17 protein-coding genes are annotated in these 16,352 nt (G+C 64.3%); 6 read left to right on the forward strand and 11 right to left on the reverse strand.

All coding sequences use genetic code 11. The annotated features are described in order from the left end of the window. Positions 1 to 919 (reverse strand): thiamine pyrophosphate-binding protein (locus QZT63_RS14835; RefSeq protein WP_290652270.1); only part of this gene is annotated, 919 nt, incomplete at its 3' end. Between the two features lie 414 nt (positions 920 to 1,333). Here QZT63_RS14835 and QZT63_RS14840 point away from each other — a divergent pair. Both QZT63_RS14840 and QZT63_RS14845 read left to right on the forward strand, forming a co-directional pair. Beyond that, complete coding sequence (locus QZT63_RS14840) at positions 1,334 to 2,413, forward strand: FAD-binding oxidoreductase (RefSeq protein WP_290652271.1); 1,080 nt, start codon at positions 1,334 to 1,336, stop codon at positions 2,411 to 2,413. Beyond that, entirely contained in the window at positions 2,410 to 2,988 is a 579-nt protein-coding gene (locus tag QZT63_RS14845; RefSeq protein ID WP_290652272.1) for a class I SAM-dependent methyltransferase, read from the forward strand. The genes QZT63_RS14840 and QZT63_RS14845 overlap by 4 nt, the downstream gene beginning before the upstream one ends. Positions 2,989 to 3,243: 255 nt before the next feature. On the opposite strand, the gene QZT63_RS14850 is transcribed toward QZT63_RS14845, so the two are convergent. Further along, positions 3,244 to 3,360, reverse strand: a complete 117-nt coding sequence (locus QZT63_RS14850) for a 30S ribosomal protein THX (protein ID WP_290652273.1) — start codon at positions 3,358 to 3,360, stop codon at positions 3,244 to 3,246. A gap of 150 nt (positions 3,361 to 3,510) precedes the next feature. Between QZT63_RS14850 and QZT63_RS14855 the strand changes: the two genes are divergently transcribed. Then, positions 3,511 to 3,936 (forward strand): secondary thiamine-phosphate synthase enzyme YjbQ, encoded by a 426-nt coding sequence (locus tag QZT63_RS14855; protein WP_290652274.1) that lies wholly within the window; start codon positions 3,511 to 3,513, stop codon positions 3,934 to 3,936. Positions 3,937 to 3,980: 44 nt separating this feature from the next. Here QZT63_RS14855 and QZT63_RS14860 read toward each other — a convergent pair whose 3' ends face one another. Together QZT63_RS14860 and QZT63_RS14865 are read right to left on the reverse strand one after the other, a co-directional pair. Beyond that, positions 3,981 to 4,751 (reverse strand): SDR family oxidoreductase, encoded by a 771-nt coding sequence (locus QZT63_RS14860; RefSeq protein WP_290652275.1) that lies wholly within the window; start codon positions 4,749 to 4,751, stop codon positions 3,981 to 3,983. A 14-nt stretch (positions 4,752 to 4,765) separates the two neighbouring features. Continuing rightward, on the reverse strand, positions 4,766 to 5,449 hold the full coding sequence (locus QZT63_RS14865) for a hemolysin III family protein (protein WP_290652276.1): 684 nt from the start codon (positions 5,447 to 5,449) through the stop codon (positions 4,766 to 4,768). 157 nt (positions 5,450 to 5,606) lie between these two features. Between QZT63_RS14865 and QZT63_RS14870 the strand changes: the two genes are divergently transcribed. Both QZT63_RS14870 and QZT63_RS14875 read left to right on the forward strand, forming a co-directional pair. After that, on the forward strand, positions 5,607 to 6,326 hold the full coding sequence (locus QZT63_RS14870; protein ID WP_290652277.1) for a hypothetical protein: 720 nt from the start codon (positions 5,607 to 5,609) through the stop codon (positions 6,324 to 6,326). 288 nt (positions 6,327 to 6,614) lie between these two features. Further along, entirely contained in the window at positions 6,615 to 6,824 is a 210-nt protein-coding gene (locus tag QZT63_RS14875) for a hypothetical protein (RefSeq protein WP_290652278.1), read from the forward strand. Between the two features lie 62 nt (positions 6,825 to 6,886). Here QZT63_RS14875 and QZT63_RS14880 read toward each other — a convergent pair whose 3' ends face one another. The 7 genes from QZT63_RS14880 to QZT63_RS14910 all read right to left on the reverse strand — a co-directional run bounded on the left by QZT63_RS14880 (position 6,887) and on the right by QZT63_RS14910 (position 14,860). Beyond that, positions 6,887 to 8,062: an NAD(P)/FAD-dependent oxidoreductase gene (locus tag QZT63_RS14880; protein ID WP_290652279.1), complete on the reverse strand. Its 1,176-nt coding sequence runs from the start codon at positions 8,060 to 8,062 to the stop codon at positions 6,887 to 6,889. Further along, the gene (locus QZT63_RS14885) at positions 8,059 to 9,867 is read right to left on the reverse strand and encodes an ABC transporter ATP-binding protein/permease (protein WP_290652280.1); all 1,809 of its coding nucleotides are present in this window, start codon (positions 9,865 to 9,867) and stop codon (positions 8,059 to 8,061) included. The genes QZT63_RS14880 and QZT63_RS14885 overlap by 4 nt, the downstream gene beginning before the upstream one ends. A 24-nt stretch (positions 9,868 to 9,891) precedes the next feature. Further along, positions 9,892 to 10,545, reverse strand: coding sequence for a hypothetical protein (locus QZT63_RS14890; RefSeq protein ID WP_290652281.1), 654 nt, complete (start codon positions 10,543 to 10,545; stop codon positions 9,892 to 9,894). A 398-nt stretch (positions 10,546 to 10,943) separates the two neighbouring features. Further along, positions 10,944 to 12,029, reverse strand: coding sequence for an AI-2E family transporter (locus QZT63_RS14895; protein WP_290652282.1), 1,086 nt, complete (start codon positions 12,027 to 12,029; stop codon positions 10,944 to 10,946). 190 nt (positions 12,030 to 12,219) lie between these two features. Further along, positions 12,220 to 13,239: an ArsA family ATPase gene (locus QZT63_RS14900; protein ID WP_290652283.1), complete on the reverse strand. Its 1,020-nt coding sequence runs from the start codon at positions 13,237 to 13,239 to the stop codon at positions 12,220 to 12,222. Next, complete coding sequence (locus tag QZT63_RS14905; protein WP_290652284.1) at positions 13,239 to 13,559, reverse strand: cory-CC-star protein; 321 nt, start codon at positions 13,557 to 13,559, stop codon at positions 13,239 to 13,241. Before QZT63_RS14905 ends, QZT63_RS14900 begins: the two co-directional genes overlap by 1 nt. Before the next feature lie 155 nt (positions 13,560 to 13,714). Then, on the reverse strand, positions 13,715 to 14,860 hold the full coding sequence (locus QZT63_RS14910; RefSeq protein WP_290652285.1) for a PQQ-dependent sugar dehydrogenase: 1,146 nt from the start codon (positions 14,858 to 14,860) through the stop codon (positions 13,715 to 13,717). 114 nt (positions 14,861 to 14,974) lie between these two features. On the opposite strand from QZT63_RS14910, the gene QZT63_RS14915 reads away from it, so the two are divergent. Next, a complete protein-coding gene (locus QZT63_RS14915; protein WP_290652286.1) occupies positions 14,975 to 15,847 on the forward strand; it encodes an alpha/beta fold hydrolase in 873 nt (290 codons plus the stop codon). Positions 15,848 to 16,352 lie beyond the last annotated feature (505 nt).

A 16,352-nucleotide genomic window follows, 5' to 3' on the forward strand; every position in this document is an offset into this window, starting at 1 on the left:
GCGGGAAGTAGACCTGTTCGACATTGGCCGGTGTATAGCTGATGTGAATCACCAGCGGCCCATCGGGCCCCATCAGGAACGGCGGCTTTTCGATCGTGTCATGGCCGATCGCAATGATCAGGTCGGCCTGGTCGATCGCCTCGTGGACATAATCCCGCTCAGAAAGGGCAGCGGTGCCGAGATAGAGATCGTGACCGCCAGCCACGGTACCCTTGCCCATCTGGGTGTTGAAGAAGGGTATCTGGGTGCTGGCGACGAAGTCCGTTAGTTCGGCGGTCAGGCGCGGGCGGCTGGAGGCGGCGCCCAACATCACCAGCGGCCGCTCCGCCTTGAGGATCATTTCGGCCGCGCGGTCGAGAGCGGACGGCGGCGCTACCGGCTGCTCGATTGGATGCGGCGACACCATGGGATGGTCAGGAACTTCCTCGCCCGCGATATCTTCCGGCAACTCCAGGTGAACCGGCCCCGGCCGCTCCTCCGTGGCCATGCGGAAAGCGTCGCGCACCAGGGTGGGGATGGAGCCCGGGCTCACGATCTGGCGGGTCGACTTGGTCAGCGGGTGCATCGTCGCGATCATGTCGACAAGCTGGAAGCGGGCCTGCCGGCTGGTCATGATGCCCTTCTGGCCCGTCAGCATGATCATCGGCATGGCGCCGAGATAGGCATAGGCGGCGCCGGTCAAGAGGTTCAGCGCGCCGGGACCGAGTGTTGAGATGCACACACCCGGCCGGCCAGTCAGACGCCCATGGGTCGCCGCCATGAACGCCGCCGTCTGCTCGTGCCGCGTGACTACAAGCGTGATGCGCGATTCGCGCAACGATTCGACAACGTCGAGATTCTCCTCGCCGGGTACGCCGAAGATGTATTCGACGCCCTCGTTTTCAAGCGCCGCGACCAGCAGGTCGGATCCTTTCGTCATTATCGCTCTCTCTTCCAACTGAACTTATTGGGCGAAAAGGAAATCTCGAACCACTGCATCAGTTTGGTCGGATAAGGCGCCCAAATCGGAACACTGCTCGAGCTTATATTGTCATAAATTCAATATACCTGATACCTGATACCCGATTTTGATCGAGGATTTCCACTCGCGGGTGGAAATGCAATCTGGAAATGCGAGCGAGCCTAGTGTCCTGTAACCGATCAGGAGCGCCGAGGCAGGTGGCACTCGCGCGTGGCGCAGCGTCGCGCCCTGCTTGCGCAACGAGGTATCGTGCCGGTGGGCGTGTCCGACTGGGTGCCGTAGCGGGATGAATCCACAGCACCTGCGTCTCGTGCCCGTGCGTGCGATCCGTTATCATTGGAGCGTTCACTCTATGCCGAGGGTCGGCTCCGGATGCCACCTCACCTGGATGTTCTGATTGCCGGCCAGGGCCTGGCAGGTAGCCTGCTCGCCTATCAACTTATTGGACTCGGCCTGCGCGCGCACGTCGTCGATCCCGGCAACGCAGCCACGGCGAGCCGCGCCGCCGCGGGCCTGTTGAGCCCCTACGCCGGGGCCCGCTACCAAGCACCCGAACGGCTCGACGCCTTACTCGCCGAGTGTCACCACACCTACGCGATGCTCGAGAAGGCACTGGTAGCGCCCGTTTTCCAGCCATCGCCAATCTGGCGCCTATTGCAAAGCCCGCACGAGGAAGAGCGCATCGCGCATCGCCGTCAACATGCACCGGGCAGGGAGCGGCTGGGGCCAGTGACGCTTGGCGAGCTGCCTCACGGTGTGCGCGCCCCCTGGGGCGGCGTGTGCATGCATGGCGGCGGGCAGGTGCACCTGGATACCCTGTTGGCGGCTGTGGGCCAGTGGCTGCGCGCGCGCAAGTGTCTGGAGACGGGCTTCATCGCCCCTGGAGCCGTGACCTTGGGGCGAAACCGGGGCGTTCGTTGGCAAGATCGGCGCGCCGACTGCGTGATCTTCTGTGACGGTGCTGGAGCGTTTACCAACCCCTGGTGGCGGGCGCTGCCCTGGCGACATTCCCGAGGCGAGACCCTTGATATCGAACCGCTCAGCGGCGCTGAGTGGCCGCGGACCGCCATTACGGGTAGTAAATCCCTGGTCCCGTTGGCAGGCGGTCGCTATCGCCTGGGAGCGACGTACGAACGCGGAACCACGGCCGGCAGCCCGAGCGCGAAGGCGCGCAATGAACTGCTTGCCGCCCTGCCGACGCTACTTGCCGGGCGAACCCAGGTCCGAGTGCTGGGCGGGCGTGCTGGTATGCGACCGGGATCGCGCCCCGGCCCACCGTTCCTGGGCCTGCATCCAAGCGATGCGCGCATTGGCATCCTCAACGGCTTCGGCTCACGCGGCACGTTACTCGCGCCGTTGTACGCCAAACGCCTTGCCGAGCACCTCGCCTCCGCCAGGCCATTACCACCGGAGGCAGACGTGCACCGGTATATCGGGACTCGAGACCCATGAAGCGCCGCCCACTCACGGAGCTTGTCCATGAACTGCTTGCTCCGCTGATCCGCCCGGGCGACGTGGCGGTCGACGCCACTGCCGGTAACGGCCATGACACGCTGTTCCTGGCGCAGCGCGTGGGACCCCGGGGGCGGGTCTACGCAATGGATATCCAGTCGCGGGCTCTGGAACACACACGCAAGCGGTTGCAGGCGGCGGGCGTGCTCTCCCGGGTCGCGCTGACCGCTGCGGATCACGCGTCACTGGTCCGGGTGCTGGGCCATGAACTCCAGGGGCGCGTCCGCGCGGTCACGTTCAATCTCGGTTACTTGCCCGGTGGCGACCGCGGCCCCGTGACAAGCGCCGCCTCCACCATCCCGGCACTGCGGCAGGCGACGACCTTACTCGCCCCCGGTGGGCGCATCACGGTCCTGGCCTATGTGGGTCACAGCGGTAGCCGCCTGGAGGCGAGTGCCGTGGAAGAGTGGGCCAATTCCCTGGGTGAGCCCTTTGCGGCGCGCGAGGTGCGCCCCCCCGGCACACCCGAGCAGTCCCCGCGCCTGTTCATTATCGACCGCCGCCAATCCCGATGAACCAGCAATTCTAATTATGGCGCCGGTGCCGTGGCGTGGCTGCACGCCGAACCCGCGGATTAGCGTTGCGTAATCCGCCGTCAATGACCTGGCGCCGCAGGCGCACGACTCGTGTTGCGCTTGTGCGCCGTTGGCGCGATTTGTTTCACGGTGCATTACGCTGGCGCTAATGGCACCCTACGCCCTTCGATCGGCGCCAGTGCCATGGCAGGACTCCAGCACGTACGGAGTGGGCTCAGCCACAGGCTGGCGAGCCTACTTGCCACGTGCGTCACGGCGCTGGCGCCGAATCTTTGCGGCTTTTGGCCGTGACTTGCCGTTGGTGCCGCGCCAGATCTTGCCGCGGCGCGTGCGCAGATCGCCTCGACCCATGATTCGCTCTCCTTCGTCCCAGCCTGGTCTTTGAGCGTAGGCGGTTCGAGCGCAGATGGGAAGTCGCCCGATGCACCCCGCGCGTCCACTGATGCATCAGCAGGCTTTGATGGTAAAGTCCCGCGCGGGGCAGACGAAAGGCATTGGACCATGCAGCAACACTCACTGGTTGTGAAGACCACCGGTCGCGGACTCTTTGAGATCACCGGGGAATTGACGCGCGTGCTGACGCAAAGCGATTACCGGACCGGGTTGTGCCATGTGTTTAGCCATCACACGAGCGCCTCACTGGTGATTCAGGAAAACGCCGACCCATCGGTCCAGCGTGATCTGGAGCGTCTTTTCGCTCGATTGGTCCCCGACGGGGATTCCCTGTTCGAGCACACTGTGGAAGGGCCGGACGACATGCCCGCCCATGTGCGCAGCGCCCTGACACAGACGGATGTAACGATCCCGGTGAGGGAGGGGCGACTGGGCCTCGGCACGTGGCAGGGAGTCTACCTGTGGGAGCACCGTCATCGAGCCCACCGACGCCAGATCACGGTGACGTTGCACGGCGATTCGGCGCGCCCCTGATCAGCCGGCGCCTGGTTACAGGACACTGGTACCCAAGGCCCGGCCTACCAGGGAATGGGCCGGCCATCCCAGGCGAGGAAGCTACCCGTGTCCTCCGGCCTCAGGCCCGAGATAACGGCGAGTAGGCGCTCGGCTGTGTACTCCGCTGTGAAAAGCTTGCCTGCCGGTACACGGGCCTGAAAGGGCTCGGACAGCGCCGTATCCGTGGTGCCCGGATGCAGGGCAACGCAGATCAGGGCCTTTGACTTGCGCCCAAGTTCCACGGACAAACCGCGGGTGAACATGTTCTGGGCTGCCTTGGCGCCGCGGTAGGCGTACCAGCCGCCGAGTCCATTGTCGCCAATACTGCCAACGCGCGCGGACATGTTCGCCAGCACAGCGTGCTCGCGATGGAGTAGTAGCTGGTGAAACGCCCGCGCCACGAGCAGAGGCCCGAACGCATTGACGCGAAAGCTCTTTTCCAGGTTCTCAGTGCGCACGTCGGTCAACTTCTTCTCGGGGGCAAGGCCCTGGTTGTCGTGCAAAATGCCGGAGACATTGAAGAGCAGGTGCAGTCTCCTGCTGCGCGCTGCCACCGTGGCGGCGGCATCCTCGATGCTCGCCTCGTCGGTGAGTTCCAGCGGCACCACCACCAGCCGGTCGGGGTGAGCGTCCGCCAGGGCCTGCAGGCCATCGGCGCGCTCGGGCCGGCGCGAGGTGGCATACACACATCCCACCCGCGGTGCCGCCAGTAGCTGCCGCACACACTCCAGGCCAATACCACGGCCACCCCCCTGAACGAGGGCGTGAAACCCCTCCGGGAACCGTTCAAACATAGGGAAAACACCCTTCAGCTGCTACTGGCAGCGCCACCGGTTAGGGCCACGCCGAGCAGCACCGCCACGTAGTGGGAGGCCGCCGCGGCAAGCACAAAGCCGTGCCAGATTGCCTTATGGAAAGTCAGGTGCCGCCACAAGTGAAACGGGACACCGGCGCAGTAGAGCAGACCGCCGAGCAGAATCAGCCCCAGAACCACTGGTGAGGCGGAAGCCACCAATGGATACAGCACGAAAACTCCGATCCATCCCAGGATCAGATACAAGGCCAGGGAACTTCGAGCTTCCAGCGGCTGGCGATGGAACAGACGCAGTGCCATGCCGACCAACGCCACACTCCAGACAACGGCAAACAGCACCCAACCCGTCACACCGCCGAGGACGTGAAGGGCCAGCGGCGTGTAAGTGGCGGCGATCATGAGCAGGATCGCCGCATGATCAAGACGGCGAAAGATTCCAGCCCAGCGGGAGCTGTCGGAGAGGTCGTGGTTGCAAAGGGCTGAGCAGACGAACATGCCCAACAGCCCCACGCTATAAACAATCAGACTGCCCCAGAGCAGTGGCTCCCGCTCCGTCACCAGGGCGGCGGCGATCATCAGCACAATAATGCCGATGATCGCGCCCGTGATCCCGAACCAGTGGACAACGCGATCGACCCACTGCTCCGCGCTAGTATAGGCGCGCGATACTCGCCCCATGGGAGCTCTCCAATCAAACTCTGTCTCGGCGCATGCTGGTATTGTCGTCCCACGAACTTGCGGCGATGATAGCATTGCGGTCCGACAGCCCCTGCACGCTAACACGGCTTTCATGGTATTGCCTATTTGCCGACAGAGCACCATGAGGAGCCCCTGAATGCCGGGTACCCCCTGCACTTTCAATCTGCCGTCCGATCGCTGTGTCGCCGCCTGCGCCGGCCTCATGCTGGTGCTGCTGTCCCTGGCACCCGCTTCGGCAGGTGCAACCACCACAGAACAGTGGCAAGAACTTCGGCTTGGTGTGGATCGCGGTGCCCGACAGGCGCAGTTGTGGACATGGGGCTGGGGTCTATTTCATGGCGCAGGGCTCACCCGAAACGCCTACCTCGCCAGTGAGAGTTCCGACCCGGACACCCGGTTCGATGCCCGCGTTGACGGCGTCAAATCATTGCTCGCCCTGGGCGCCCTGCTCATTGACCCGTTACCCCACGCTAAGGCCCGCGCGCGCGTGCAGGCATTGTCCGCTCGACAGAACGAGCACGCCGATGCCTGGGAGCGGGCCCGTGGGGCCCTGCGCGAAGCCGCCAGCGTGGAGCACCGGCGTCGCCAACCAAGAGCCCTGTTCAGTTCGGCGGTTGTGAATGTATCTGCCGGCGCGATCATCGCCTTCGGTGACAATCGCCCGGCAGATGGCGCCCTAAATGCGGCCTTGGGCATGACCGTCTCGGCGATCCAGGCCTGGTCGCAACCGACGGTGCTGACCGATCTCGCGCAGCGGCACGGGACGGCGGCAGTGATCATCGGCGGCGAACCCGTGCATCTGCATTACGCCTTCTCGCTCGGCCCACACCATGCCATCGCCGACGTGCGCTGGTAGCCGGCATCCGGGCTGCCCACTGGCGAAACTTTCCGCTACAGTTACCGCTGCAACCGGGGCGCTTGCGTGCACCAGCGGAGCCACAAGCAAACTGACAGGCCTGAGCCCGGGGTCTCTCAGCCAGCTTTCCATAGAGCACGCCCTTAGTGCGGGTACGACGGGGGGTCGCGCCGAGCAGGCGAGTACGGAGCCGGCCGGCAGCTGAGCGAACCCGCCTGAGCACGAACGCCCCGGTGCTGCGCTTGGACCAACAAAATGCCTTTTAGGCCCAGAACAGGAGAAATCGAAATGACCCATTACGTCTGCACCGTGGAATACCGGGATCCGGAATCCGGTGTCATGCAACATTACACGCAAGAAATTAACGCTCCCGATGGCGACCATGCCGGCGACGCCACGGAGCGGGCATTCATGGAATCGCTCGCGGAAGAACACGGCGATCTTGCGCAAGACGTGGAGATCGTGGAGATTGTCTGTCGCGCCGAGGGCAATCACTAACGTTGAAGGGTTGGTAGCGCTCAGTCGAGCACGATCGCCGGCTCTCGGCTGAGCGCGGGCAATCACACGTAGGCCGCGGCCGCATGGGCGGACGCCCAGGCCCACTGAAAGTTGTGACCTCCCAGGTGCCCGGTCACGTCCACCACTTCCCCGATGAAGTAAAGATTGGGGATTTTCCGGCTCGCCATGGTCTTCGAGGACAAGTCGTCCGTGTCCACGCCCCCCAGCGTCACCTCGGCGGTCGCGTAACCCTCCGTGCCAGTCGGGTTCACGCGCCAATGGCGACACGCCGCCAGTACCCGCTGCAGGTCAGCGTCCAAAAGCTTCCCCGTCGGCCCGTCCGGCAGCCCGAGTTCGCACCACCGGTGCGCCACCCGCCGGGTCAGGTGCTCCGCCAGCAGTGTTCGCAGCCGCGCCTTCGGTCGCTCCCGGCGCGCGGCATGCAGGCGGGTCTGCAGCTGTGCATCGGGGTCCAGGTCCACGGTTAGCGCGTCGCCATCCCGCCAGTAGGAGGAGATCTGCAGGGCCGCCGGACCGCTCAGCCCCTGGTGCGTGAACAGGATGTTCTCCCGGAACACGGCATCTGCGCAGGAGATCGAGGCATCCATAGAGGTACCGGATAAGTCTTGGTAGCGTGCTTGCTGCCGGGGACCGAAGACGAATGGAACCAGCGCGGCCCGCGTCGGGCGGAGCCCCAACCCGCGTTCCCGCGCGAGCCGATGACCAAAGTCCGTTGCGCCCATGCGGGGGATGGACAGTCCACCCGTCGCCACTACCAGGGATTGTGCGTGGAACGTGCCCTGATTGGTATTGACCTTGAAAAGACCCTCGCCGGACACCCGCTCCACATGACAACGCGTCGCAATGGTCACGCCGCCCGCGGCGCACTCGCGCAGCAGCATGTCGACGATGTCCCGGGCCTTGCGGTCACAAAACAGCTGCCCCAGCTTCTTTTCGTGATAGGGAATCCCGTGCGATTCCACCAGTCGGATAAAGTCCCAGGGCGTATAGCGACTGAGGGCGGATTTGGCGAAATGGGGATTGGCCGAGAGGAAGTTCTCCGGTCCGCAATACCTATTGGTGAAGTTGCAACGCCCGCCGCCGGACATGAGAATCTTGCGCGCGACCTTGCTGGTGTGCTCGATCACGAGCACCCGACGCCCGCGCTGGCCGGCAAGGGCCGCACAGTACAGGCCCGCGGCCCCGCCACCGATAACGACGACGTCGAACGCCCTCACGCCGCGCCCTCACCATCTGGGGCGGCCAGGCTCTGCTGTTGCTGCCACAGCCCGGCATAAACACCGTCGGCGGCGAGGAGTGCGGCATGATCGCCTTGTTCCACCACCCGCCCCTGATCGAGCACGATGATGCGATCGGCATCCATGATGGTCGATAGGCGGTGGGCGATGGCCAGCGTGGTGCGCTGGCGCGCGACGGTGTTCAGGGCGTGGAGGATGGCCTGTTCCGAGGCTGAGTCCAGGGACGACGTGGCCTCGTCCAGGACCAGGATCGGGGGATCCTTGAGCAGCACCCGCGCGATGGCGATGCGCTGCTTCTCGCCACCGGAGACCTTCAGACCCCGCTCGCCCACGCGGGTTTGCAGGCCCTCCGGCAGGCGGGCGATAAAGTCGCCCAGATCGGCCAGGCGGATGGCACGACGGACCTCCTCCTCGCTGGCGCCGGGCCGTCCGTAAGCGACGTTGTAATGGATCGTGTCGTTGAAAAGGACCGTGTCCTGGGGCACGACCCCGATGGCCGTGCGCAGGCTGTCCTGCGTGACGTCGCGAACGTCCTGGCCGTTGACCCTGATCGCGCCACCGGTGACGTCGTAGAACCGGAACAACAGCCGCGCGAGCGTCGACTTCCCTGCTCCGCTTGGGCCGACCACCGCGACCCGGCCACCTGCTGGAATGGTGAAGTCCACATCGTGGAGGATCGGCCGTCGCGGTTCGTAGCCGAAGCGCACGTTGCGGAAGGCGATTCCACCCCCGTTGGGTTGCAGCTCAACGGAGTCGGCACGATCCTGAATGCCCGCCTCCTCGCCCAGCAGGCCGAACATGCGCTCGATATCCACGAGCGCCTGCCGAATCTCGCGGTAGACAAAACCCAGGACGTTCAGTGGCATGAACAGCTGGATCATGTAGGCGTTGACCATCACCAGGTCACCCATGCTCATCGCGCCGGTGGTGACCTGGTGGGCGGCCATGGTCATCATCACGGTGATTGCTCCGGCAATGATCAGGGCCTGCCCGGAATTCAACGCGGCCAGGGACAGGCGGTTCTTCATGCGGGCGGATTCCCACGCCTCCAGGTCGCCATCATAACGATCCGCTTCGAAGCCCTCGTTGTTGAAGTACTTCACCGTCTCGTAGTTCAGCAGGCTGTCCACGGCACGGGTATTCGAGCGGTTGTCCATGGTATTCGCTTCGCGCACAAAGCGCGTGCGCCACTCCGTCACCGCAACGGAAAACGCGACATAGACCACCACCGCGGCGATCACGGTGAGCACAAATCCAGGACTGAACGCCAGCCACAGAATCACGGCGACCATGGCGATTTCGAGCATCGTCGGCACGATATTGAACAGCATAAAACGCAGGAGAAAACTCATGCCGTTGGTGCCACGCTCGATATCCCGTGCGAGCCCTCCAGTCTGGCGCGACAGATGAAACGACAGCTGCAGCTGGTGGAGGTGCCGAAACACGGCCAGGGACGCCCGCCGCATGGCCCGCTCTGCCACCCGTGCGAAGACGGCGTCGCGCAGTTCGCCGAAGAACGTGGCGCTGAAGCGCAACAGCCCGTAGGCCGCCAACAAGGCCAGCGGCACGGCCACGACGGCCTGGGGCCCCGCTTCCTCCAGGTGGTCCACGACGAACTTCAGGGCCACCGGCACGAGAACGTTCGCCACTTTCGCCAGGACGAGGCATGCCACCGCCAGTAGCACACGGCCCCGGAACTCAAGCAGGTAGGGCAGCAGGCTGCGAATGATCCGCCAGTTGGGCCGGTGGCCGGCATCGGCCTGCGTTGTTTGCGAGGAGCGCACGGTTGACTTCCCTGAGCGAAGGGATCAGGCGGTGACTTCGCCCCGGCGCTGGCCGAGCCACCGCAACAGCAGCAGCGTCAGCCAGTGTCCGGGCCAAAAGAGCAGCACAGGATAGAGAATCATCATCGCCACCACAAAGGCCGGCTCGGGAAACCAAACCTGTTCAATGCCCAACGGCTCCGACAGCCAGTTGATATTGCGATCCGGATCGGTGATGAGCCAGGTAACCGGGATTGCCACGGCACCGACACAGCTCTGCAGCCATGGACCGCGGCGGTCATAGCCTACCCGGTGGACCAGCCAGACGGCCAGCACAGGCAGGAAAATGTGATACAGCGACGTGGCCCGGGCCAGCAACGGGAGGTCCGGGTCAAACATGTAGCCGGTGAAGCTCGCCCATGCGCCGCCGCTGATCAGGCCGAGCAGAAAATCCGGCGTCCACACGACACCGACCAGCAGTACGGTGCCGACCTGGCTCGACAGCAAAAGCCGCTGACGTGTCCATAAGGCGCCGAGAATAATCAGCTGCGCCAGATTGCACATCCACAGGAAATTCTGCGGGCCGTAACTCCAAGAGATGACCGGGACCCAGAACACCATCCATGCACTGAACACGAGCGCCACGGTGCGCAGCTCCCTGGCGGCCCAGACCCCGTCGTCACCGTTTTGCCGAGACATAACCGTTGGCACATCGCTCCCGCGTGCAGGTGGACGGGCCCCAGAATATCAACACTAGTGTCCTGTCCCGCAAATAACGTTACGATTGTCGCGGCCCTGACGGCCCCTGGCGGCGTTGCACCTCCTCACCGTAGTCCCTGCTACGCTTCGTCGGCGCGCCTTGCCAGGAACCGTCAGGATCCACGCCAATTTTCGCAACTTATTTACGGGACAGGACACTAGCGCGCAAGACGCATGTCGCCCACCGGTCCACCCCATGGACCCTGGGGCAACTCCGCCGGTTCGCTGCCGGCCCACTGCACGCCGCGTGCACGGGAATGAGACCCTGAACAGGATCTATCAGGCGATCCTCCCCTGAGGCGGCAAATAGACAGCGGCACCCGCGCTGGAGCCGCCGCTCAGCGGGCGATGACTCGGGAGACGGGCCGCAGGCTCTCGATGTGGCGCAGCACCACCATGATGACCGTCATCAGCGGTACAGCGAGCAGCACGCCGATTGCGCCCCACAGCCAGCCCCAGAAAAAGATCCCAAGGAAGATGACGATTGGATTGATATCCATGCGGTAACCGTGGATGTATGGCTCCAGCACAAAACCAACGAAACTGCTCAACACGAGGTAGCCCAACGGCGCGATCAGCATCATCCATGGGTCATCAAGGCTGATCGCCGAGATGATGGCGAGCAGGATCGTCGTCGCCAGCACCCCCAGATAGGGGATGAAGCGCAGCAACGTTGCGATCACGCCCCAGACCACGGGAGACGGCAGCCCGAGCACCCACAGCAGGATTCCGGTCAGCACCCCCACGGCGCTGTTGCTCAGGGTGATCACCCCGAGATACCGGGTGATCTCACGCTGGGATTCGCGAATCACGCGCAGGACTGCTCGCCGGCGCTCACGGGTGCTCATCTGCCCGACGAAGTTGCGGACCAGGCGCTCGCCGCTGACGAGCAGGAAGTAGCTGAGGGTCAGCGCGAGCGCGAGCGCCACGGCGTTATTGCGTACGGCGATCAGCAGTTGCCCCCGCCATGATTCCGACTCAAGAACCACCGTTGGTGGCGGTTGCTGCACTTCGCCTTCGGCAAACTCTTCCATGGTTTCTTCCACCTGCCGGGCGGAATCGGTCATGCGCTGATAAGCCTCATGAAGACCATGGTCTGATAGCAGCAGGTTTCCCAGTCCCTCCGGTGCCTCTTCCAGCCAGTCCAACATGGGGCCGGATACGTAGTAGCCGAGACCGCCGATGAAGGTGACCAGCAGGAGCAACATGACAAAGGCGCCCAGCGCCTTGGGTATGCCCCGCCGTGCCAGGACGGCTACGGGCGGCGCCAATAACAGACTGGCCAATATGGCAAGGGTGATGGGGAGTATGACTTCATGGGCGAGATACAGGGTATAGAGTACGCCGAGGGCAAAAAGCCCGTAGGCTGGCACGCGTATCCCTGTTAAGCCCTCCCGCAACCGATCCCGGTACTGGCCCGCCATCTCATCCGTCCTATAAGGAGTACGCCACCGCAAGGCACGGCACGGCGTAACCTTAATTCATTCCGTTTAATTCTATAATACCCACGCTGAGCCGTCACCGCAGGTCACACCGCACCGGGGCAACGGGCGCTACCGCCCCCAGGCGGATGGGCTTGGAGGGCAGCCTGTTCCGACTCCAGCTCTGCCGCCGTCACAGTCCTTCCCGGGCGAGTTCGGCGGCGAGCGCATCCAGGGACTGAAGCCCCTGGATGTCTTCCGCAAACATCGGTACCCGGATGGTGTCGAGACCGTGCAGCGCTGTGTCGATCTCGTCGAGATAACGCACCTCCCGCTCCCGGCGGCGCGCGAGGAATTGGCCGTCCGCGTCGTCGGGTAGAACGCGGTTCACGATCGCCCCGCGCACCGGAATGCTGAAGCGCCGGAGGGCCTCAACAGCCCGTGCGGTCTCCAGGATCGGCAAACGCTCCGGTGTGAGCACGAACACGAAGGAGGTGATCTCCGGGTCCGTGATGACCCGTCGGGTACGATGGAAAAGCCGCCGGCGCTCCAGTAGCGTCTCGGCAATACGGCGGGTCCGCCGGTCCATCCCCTGGAACGGGTCCTCCTGGGGATCATCGAATGGGGTGGGCACATCCGCGCGACTGTGCTCCGGGGTCAGATGCTTGAGCACCTTCCCCAGCGTTTCCGAGCGTTTGTTATGCGCCAGCAGCCCGTCCGTCCATGCCGCCATGGCCTCCGGAAGGCTGAGCAGACGCAGCGTGTGGCCCGTGGGAGCCGTATCGAAGATGAGCAGGTCGTACTCGTCCCGGGCACTGAGCGTGATGTTGGCAATGCGCTCAAGCAGTGCGGCCTCCGCGGCTCCGGGGGAATGGCGCGCCATCTCCATTTGCCGTTCGAGCTCGCGATGCATCTCCGGGGCCGCCAGCTGCTTCATGTGCTCGGTGACCGCATCCACATGCCGTCGCGCCTGGGCATCGGGATCGACCTCCAGCCCCCAAAGGCCAGCGGTAAGACCCGTGACCTGGTCTCCAATCGCCCGCTCAAACAGGTCGCCGAGAGAGTGAGCCGGATCGGTGGACACGATGAGACAGCGTTTCCCCCGCTCGGCGGCGAGCACGCCGAGGGCGCCAGCGGTGCTCGTCTTGCCGACGCCGCCCTTGCCGCCCACGAAGACGACTCGGCTCTCGCGTAGCCCACGCAGGCCGTGCATCAACAGCACCGGAAATGGTCAAGGGGGGAGCGCTCCATCCCCATGCGCGTGTGCCACTCGTGGAAGCGTTCAAGCAGAAGGGGTTGCAGCTCCATGGTGTAATAGCTGGCCGGGTTCGGAACGCCCATCATCTCGGAGAACACCAGCAGCATGAACAGATCGTCCTGATCCCGTCGCGCGCGGGCGATCGTCGAGCGATACCGCGCCGAATAGAACTCCTCGGCATAATAGTTCGCCTTGCGCAGCCACTCGCGCAACCCTTCATGCCCTCCCCTGGCCGGCGGCGGATTGCCGTGGTGTCCGTTATCGTCTTCCTGCATGCCGGCTGACTCCTCGACCTAAGGGCCCCGCCCCTTGGGGAAGCGCTCCCTCAAAAGGCGACACCATGGGAGCAGGTTACACCATGGGGGCCGTGTTTGAGCGTGCATGCGCGCGAGATAGCCGGCATGCACGGAACTTCGAAGGTACGCAGCACTCACTCCTGCGCTGTCACGCGATAGAGCGCGCCATCACTTGCATCGTTGAGCAAATACAGCGCTCCGTCCGGCCCTTCGCGGACGTCGCGGATGCGGCCAATATCCTGATAGAACAGCTCTTCCTCGTGGACCACTTCCCCGTCCTCGAGGACGACCCGGCGAACCCGCTCACCGCGAAGCCCACCCGCCATGAGGTCACCCTTCCAGGCCCGAAACATGTCACCGGTGATCATCGCCAAGCCGGAGGGGGCATGGGTGGGCAGAAACTCGTAGACAGGCTCCACCATGTCGTCCTCGTGCACCCGCGCAGAGCCGTCGAACTGCTCCTGGGTCCCGTAATCCCGTCCGCGAGTCACGGCAGGCCAGCCATAGTTCTTGCCCGCTTCAATGCGATTGAGCTCGTCGCCGCCGCGCGGCCCGTGCTCCGTTGCCCAGACCTCGCCGGTGTCCGGATCGACGACCATGCCCTGGATGTTCCGGTGTCCCCAGGAATAGATCTCGGGCAGAACGTCGTCATCGTCGACGAAGGGGTTGTCTTCCGGGACACTGCCGTCATCGTTGAGCCGGATGACGGAACCGGCGTGATCCGCGGGATCCTGAGCGCGTTCAGGCTCCACACCGCGATCGCCGATGGTCATGAGCAGCGTGCCGTCATCCATCCACACCAGCCGCGAGCCGTAATGGCGACCGGGATCAGAGCGGCGATCCTGCTCGAAGAGGGTCTCCAGGTCGACGAGCGCGTCACCCTCCAGCCGGGCTCGCGCCAGCGCAGTGCTCGTCGCGTCGGCATCACCCAGGGAATAGGTGAGGTAGACCCAGCCGTTACCGTCATAGTCCGGGTGCAGCACGACGTCCAGCAGGCCGCCCTGATTCTCCGCGTGGACCTCGGGTGCACCGGAAATTTCGGTGACCTCATCGCCGCTGACACGCTGGAGTCTTCCCGGTCGTTCCGTGATCAGGTAATCGCCATCGGGCAGAAACGCCACGCCCCAGGGGTGCTCGAATCCCTCCGCAACGCGCACAAGTTCAACGGTCTTGTATTCCGTGTCCATGCCCGATTCGACGACGTCCTCGGCCTGGGCGGCTGGTGCGATCGCAACCGCGGCCAGCGTGCAGCCTACACAGGAACGCAAGGGTATTCGCATTATCGGTCTCCTGGCAGTTGAAATGAACGTTTGGTTTACGTGATAGACGACAAAGCTCCGGTCTTTCGGTAGTCTCCGCCGAAGTGTAGCGCAAGCAACCGCATAGAGGCGCCCGTGTCACTGTCACATCCGCGTTTCATCGAGTTGGACCGAGGCCGGTTTGCCTACCGTGAAGGCGGCGATCCGAACGGTTCGCCGCTGGTGCTGTTGCATGGCTGGCCGGAGAGTTCCTACTGTTGGAACCCCGTGGCCGCGCGCCTGCGCCCGGGGTTTCGGGTGATCGCCCCGGACCTGCGCGGCCTGGGCGACAGCACCCGCGATGGCGACATCGCCGACTACCGCAAGCAGGCGCTGGCCATGGACATGCTCAGCCTCCTGGATGCGCTGAGCATCGATGCCTTCCTGCTGCTTGGGCACGACTGGGGCGGGGTTGTCGCGCAGGAAATCGTAATCGCCGTCCCGGAGCGGGTCCGTCGGCTGGTCATCATGAACATCCACCTGATCAATAACGCCGCCGGGAATGTGGAAGCGGTCGCTGCCATCCGCCGCAAGGGCGCCCGGCACCAATGGTATCAGCATTTCCAGCAGCAACCGGGATTGCCGGAGGCCATGATTCCGGGGAACGAGCGCGCCTGGCTGAGCGCGTTCCTGCGCTGTTCTGACCGCAGTCCGTTTCCCCAGGACGCCCTGGAGGAATACGTGCGCAGCTACAGCCTGCCAGATACACCGCGGGCCGGGGCCAACTACTACCGTGCCATGAGGGCTGATCAGCAGCGCTGGGAATCACTGGCAGGCCATGTCTACCCGATGCCCGGGCTTTACGTGCACGGCAACCGCGATCCGGTGGTCATTCGGGAGTTTCTGAATCACGCGGCCGAGTGTTTCCAGGAACTGCGCGTGGAGTCAGTGCCCGCCGGGCATTTCCTGCAGGAAGAAGCGCCGGATAGGGTGGCGGAGCACCTCAACCGCTTTTTGCGAGCAGACTGAGCGCGCTCAGCCCGGCGGCGCAAGACCTGTCCCGGCCAGCACCACCTCCATGCTGCCCACCACCACTGCATCCTAAGTGTCCTGTAACCGAAATGCGTTGTCTTTTGAGCTGCCTGTCCGGCCGTGGAGCAAGGCGCGGCTCGCAGCCAATGGCCGTCGCCCTTGGCAAGAAGAGGCGCAACACCGCTGCGCGGCCGGACAGGCGCTCCCGGAGGGCTTGCCGGTGCGCCTCCGAGGCGGTGTTGCCGGTCCTCGCCGTAGGGTCTGCTACGCCCGCGGCCCGGCGCCTAGCCCTGCCCGTTACCCGTAAGTGTTGTCAGGCCAGCGATGGTGCGGATGGGCTGGGTCATTGTTCGATCTCGTCTCTGAGCTGGTAGGCCATCTCCATGGCGGTGAGCTTGGAGTAGCCGTGCCACATCAACTGATGACCGGGCGGCGGGTCGTGGTTGCGGTTGAGATAGCCGCCGAGACTCGCCACAAGAAGCACAGCCTCGCCGAGCTGGCC

The organism is Aquisalimonas sp., assembly GCF_007120195.1.
Lineage (GTDB): Bacteria > Pseudomonadota > Gammaproteobacteria > Nitrococcales > Aquisalimonadaceae > Aquisalimonas.